The 5,309-nt window shown below is 40.7% G+C and carries 5 protein-coding genes; all 5 read right to left on the reverse strand.

From position 1 onward, the window contains the following. Positions 1 to 63: 63 nt before the first annotated feature. Positions 64 to 687 (reverse strand): ABC transporter permease, encoded by a 624-nt coding sequence (locus AC1DRF_RS15930; protein WP_477741126.1) that lies wholly within the window; start codon positions 685 to 687, stop codon positions 64 to 66. A gap of 2 nt (positions 688 to 689) precedes the next feature. Further along, positions 690 to 1,943 carry a quaternary amine ABC transporter ATP-binding protein gene (locus tag AC1DRF_RS15935; RefSeq protein WP_427076676.1) on the reverse strand — a complete coding sequence of 418 codons (1,254 nt, stop codon included), beginning with the start codon at positions 1,941 to 1,943 and terminating at the stop codon, positions 690 to 692. Positions 1,944 to 2,023: 80 nt separating this feature from the next. Then, on the reverse strand, positions 2,024 to 3,172 hold the full coding sequence (locus tag AC1DRF_RS15940) for an aromatic ring-hydroxylating oxygenase subunit alpha (RefSeq protein WP_427076675.1): 1,149 nt from the start codon (positions 3,170 to 3,172) through the stop codon (positions 2,024 to 2,026). 66 nt (positions 3,173 to 3,238) lie between these two features. Beyond that, positions 3,239 to 4,399: an N-methyl-L-tryptophan oxidase gene (gene solA / locus AC1DRF_RS15945; RefSeq protein ID WP_230184287.1), complete on the reverse strand. Its 1,161-nt coding sequence runs from the start codon at positions 4,397 to 4,399 to the stop codon at positions 3,239 to 3,241. Between the two features lie 30 nt (positions 4,400 to 4,429). Then, positions 4,430 to 5,309, reverse strand: an 880-nt coding sequence (locus AC1DRF_RS15950; protein WP_477741127.1) for a glycine cleavage T C-terminal barrel domain-containing protein, incomplete at its 5' end; no start/stop codon positions are given.

A 5,309-nucleotide genomic window follows, 5' to 3' on the forward strand; every position in this document is an offset into this window, starting at 1 on the left:
ACATAGGGGATACATACGCAAGCAGCAAAAGGAAAGCGATAATAAGCAATGTTTTTTCTTTATTCATAGCAGCTGGACTTTAATTAATTTTTGCCATTCCGTCGCTCCAAAAGCTTCTGCTGCTTCTAAAGTGGTTTGGGGAACTTGCTGAAGTCCAAGCAGCGTCAGACGAACGGCAGGCGGCATTGCGAAAATAAAAGTAGCAATAAGAGCTGTAACATTCCCTAATCCAAATAAAAGTACGGACGGAATTAAGTAAACAAAAGCAGGCATTGTTTGCATAATATCAAGAATGGGCTTTATTACTGCTCCAACTTTGTTAAAGCGGTGTGATAATATGCCTAAAGGAACGCCAAATAGAAGTGAGATAATAGTAGAAGCTAAAACGAGAGATAAGGTCAGCATCGATGCTTCCCATAAATTCAAGCTAATAATAAGAAGTAAACCAAAACACGTAAATACAGCTATCTTCCAATCTGTTAACCATAGCGCTAATAGAACAAAAACAATGACCGTTACTAGCGGAGGAGAAGCGGTCAATACCCATTCGAGACTGCTTATTAGGCTGGTCATTATTTGGTTGATTCCAGTAAATACACCTGAAAAACTATCAATCATGTAATCAACAAATGAGTTTGCCCATTTATCTAAAGGAATACGAGGAATCGTCGCGGAATTTACCATCATATTTATCGGACCTCCATTTGATATGACTTAACTTCTTGTTGCTCGGTCACTGCAGTACGTTCAGTGAGATTTGCAATAAGAGTGCTTGGGGAAATCATACCTTGTAGGCGATGATGATTATCAACAATGACTACAGGCGAATGACTGTCTGTAAATAAAGGAATCATTTCTTGTAAAGACATACCGGGATTAACACAATGCGGCTGTGTCATTTCTTTTCCTTTTAAATCATGCTTATGAGCTTCTATCAGCTCCATCACCGTATAAATGCTCATTAAGCCCAATAAGCGGTCAGCACTATCAAGAACAAAAATAGTAGATAAATGATTGGTTCTCATTCTTCTTAATACGACTTGCGGTGATTCATACTCATAGGCAGCCGTTTCTACCGGAACCACCGCGTCTTTAGCAAGGCGAATTTTGCCGTAATTAACGTCTTGAACAAGCAGCTTTACATAACCGGTTGCCGGTTGACTTAAAATATCTTCAGCGGTTCCAAGCTGTACAATTTCCCCGTCTTTCATCACGGCAGCCCGGTGGCCTAAAGTTAATGCTTCATCTAAATCATGCGTCACAAAAATAACTGTTTTTTGTACTTCTCCCTGAATATCAAGAAATAGCTTTTGCATATCTCTTCGAATAAGAGGATCTAAAGCTGAAAAAGGCTCATCCATCAGCAAAATCTCCTGTTCAGAAGCAAGAGCTCTCGCTAGTCCAACCCGCTGCTGCATACCTCCTGATAGTTCATAAATTCTTTTATAAGCTTGTCCATTTAAGCCCACCATTTCAAGGGCCTTTTTCCCTCGCTTTTCTCTTTCGTTTGCTGATACACCTTGTATCTCTAGACCGAACGTAATGTTGTCAATCACGGTGCGGTTTGGAAGGAGGCCCACATTTTGAAAGACCATCCCAATTTTATTTCTCCGGACTTCCTGAAGTTGTCTTTTTGGCATATGAGAAATATCTTTGTTTTCTAGATATACCGTCCCTTCTGTCGGTTCTACAAGTCCGTTCAAGCATCGAAGTAAAGTAGATTTCCCGCTTCCTGATAATCCAATTAACACAAAGGTTTCTCCCTTTTTCACTTCGAAATGAGCATTGTAAATAGCAACGGTGGTCTTAGTAGCTTGTTCGACTTCATATTTACTTTCTCCAGCTTCTCGTAGCTTAAGAGCCTGTTCTTTTTGGCGACCAAATACTTTTGAAACATCGGTAACGCGGATAATGGGTTCTGTTAGTTTAGAGCTTGTACTCAATTTATTTCCCCCTTATTTTAAAGTAGATTGTTAGAGGTGGTCTGATACCTCAAGGTAACGTGTCAGACCACCTCCACTTACTATTCGACCTTCATACCGATTGCTTCCAATACATAATTGTAAAAATGAGAAACGTGCTGTTCGATAGGTACTAAAATACCTCCTTCTTTATAAGATTTCGAGCTCATATTTTCTTGACACCACTCACACGCTTCAAAGTCTTGTAAATTAACGCGGTGAAATAATTCCACGGCATCTTTTGGGTCAAAATCAGACTTAGCCATTTCTTCCGGGTCGAATAACCATTCACAAATCACTTTAGACTTTTCCGCACTAATTGGAATAATACGATGAATAATAACGTGATCCGGTGTTAAATTGATAAATACAAGCGGCAGAACGGTAATGCCAAAATACGTGCGGTCATCTTCCGGAAGCAATCCTTTTAGCATAGGACGGCTTCCTTTCCCGCTGATTGAAAAAGCTTCTAATTCATTCCCAAACTTAGCTCCGCCTCCCACGGAACTTTGAGTGCCCACTCCCGAACGAAATTCAGGCAGCGTGGCCGTAAGTTCAGGATGAATAGAGGAACAGTGATAGCACTCTTGAAAGTTTTCTACAATAAGCTTCCAGTTTGCCTCGACTTCATATTCTTCACGATGAGCGGATTTCAAGTTTTGAATTTCATATCTAGCAAACGTATAAAGTTCTCCAAAACGATCAAAAATTTGTGCGTCTAGCTGATATTCAACAGACATAGGATTGTCAGATAAATTAACCCAAACCATACCGTGCCACACTTCAATGTGAACGGATGTTAGTCCGTAATTTTCATTATGCACGAGTTCTTCTCGACAGTGGCTTGTGTTAGGAACACCTACTAAATCACCATCTAAGCTATAACTCCACGAATGATATGGACAGCGAATAACACCTGCTTTACCGGATGCTTGGCTGCACAGCTTAGCTCCTCGATGCCGACATACGTTCAAGAATCCACGCAGCACGTGATCTTTTCCCCTAGTAATTAAAATATTTTCGCCTTCAACTCTCGTCGTAATATATTGTCCTGGCTCTGCTATTTCGTATTCAAATGCAACTAAACTCCATGATCTAGAAAATATATGATCTTTTTCTAACTTAAAAATGTCCGAAGATGTATACAGCTCTCCTTTCAACGTGGGCTCAAGTCTCCCATTATCATTCACTAAACCATGTTCCATAACCATCTACTATTCCTCCTTCGCTTCTTTAGAAACATTTAAATAGAACCATTCGCAAGAGCTGACGACGATTTATACTATTTTATTCGCCGCAAATCGCTGCGGAGTAAACAAATCAATTGGGTGATTGGTTTTTCCCTCTATCACTAAATCTGCTAAAATCTCTCCTACTACGCTTGCAAACTTAAAACCATGTCCAGAAAATCCAGCTGCAATCGCTACTTGAGGATATTCAGGATGCAGTGAAATGACAAAATGCTCATCTGGTGTATTGGTATACATGCACGTTTTCCCTTGTAAAAATCGACCGTTAAGCTGTGGAATACCTTGAGATAGATAGTGCCGCATCATGTTCACTTCGTCTTCATATATATTTCGATCAATCGTTTCCGGCGTACACGCTGTTCCTTTTCGAAAAAACGCCACTTTTGCTCCTTCAGCCTTTAATCCAAAAGAAGGGAAACCATACAACTGTACATAATCATCTGCTTCCCAAATATAAATCGGCTGTTTTCCCACTGAAAAAACATCTATTCCTTGTGTTGGTTCAAAAAACATTTGCACATGACGCTCTACTTGTAAGCTAACACCTAAATCCCGTAATAAATCGGGTGCCCAAGCGCCTGCAGAAATAATGATTTTTCCAGCTTCATATATTCCATTAGCTGTTACAACGCGCACGCCTTCACCAGAAGGATGAGCTTCCCACGACACCACTTCCTCAAAAAAATGAAGCTCAGCTCCGTATTTTTCTGCTTGAAGAAGGTGAGTATATACGCTCGCTTCCGGCCTAACGAATCCAGCTTTTTCTTCATATAGAGCAACCGTAGCAGGTGAAGGTGTAAACGCCGGAAACCGTTTGTAAATATCCTTTGCTTCTAGAATCTCATACGCAAGATTCCACTGTTTAGAGCTTTCGATGCTTCCAGAAACCGTCAAGCTATCAGGAGGTCCCATCATAAGTCCACCGGTAACCGTAAGAATTTCTTGACCGCTTTCTCTTTCAATTTCATTCCATAATTCGTAGGCGCGAAGCAATAATGGAACGTAAGCAGGGTCTTCAAAATACGACTGTCGAATGATTCTAGAACCGCCGTGACTCGATCCTAGGTCATGAGCGGGACCGTATTGTTCTAACCCCAATACCCGCTGACCTTTTTTGGCGAGCTGATAAGCAGCCGTACTCCCCATAGCTCCTAATCCGATAATAATGACATCATAATGTGTTGACATCTGCATTCCTCCTGTCTTTCGATTGATCAATTAAACTACCRCTGGGGAGTGTGTCATCATTGTTGCTTTATAACGCTGACCAAAGTATTCGACTTCTAAAACCATTTCTTCATGTACAGCTCGAGATAATAAAGTGTGTACAATTCCTTTTCCTAAGCTGTATGAATAGCCAGCACTTGTCACAAATCCGAGGGCTGTTTCTCCATAAAAGACCGGTTCATATCCCATTACTAGCGCTGAAGGATCATCTAATATGAGCGTCGCTAATACTGTTTCAGAATCTTTTCGCTGACGATCAAGCAATGCCTCTTTTCCAATAAAAAATGGTTTTGTTAAATCAACCATTTTATGAAGGTTGACTTCATATGGATGATGCTCGCTCCAAAAGTCTTTCCCGCTTTTTAACGAAAAAGATTCAATTCGAAGATTTTCAAGAGCACGGTCTCCCGCGGCAATCAGCTGATAAGGCTGTCCTTGTTCAATTAATAAATCCCATAAATTCAGGCCTTGATCAGAAGTAATAATCAACTCCCAGCTCTCCATTCCCCCGTAGGAATCACGCAGAGCAAGAACTGAACTATTTTCAATAAACAGGGTTTTCGCTTGCCCTTGAATCCAAGCGCTGCTAAGTTCTGAACTTTGAACCATGGACTTCATTACTCCTGTAGCTTTAGGACCAATTAATGCTATACTGCATGTCCCTGACGTTACATCTTGAAAAACAACTTGACCGTTTTGAGGCACGTGTTTTTGAATCCAGCTTGCTTCTACAGCTCCCGTACAAACAATCAAGAAAGTGGATATATTTTTGCGAATAACCGTTATTTGATCTTTTATGCCGCCTCGCTCATGCAACATACACGTACGTATGCTTTGACCTACTGTAATGTCTATATTTCCTGTCGTTAGC

This window comes from Priestia sp. P5_B4 (assembly GCF_056400385.1).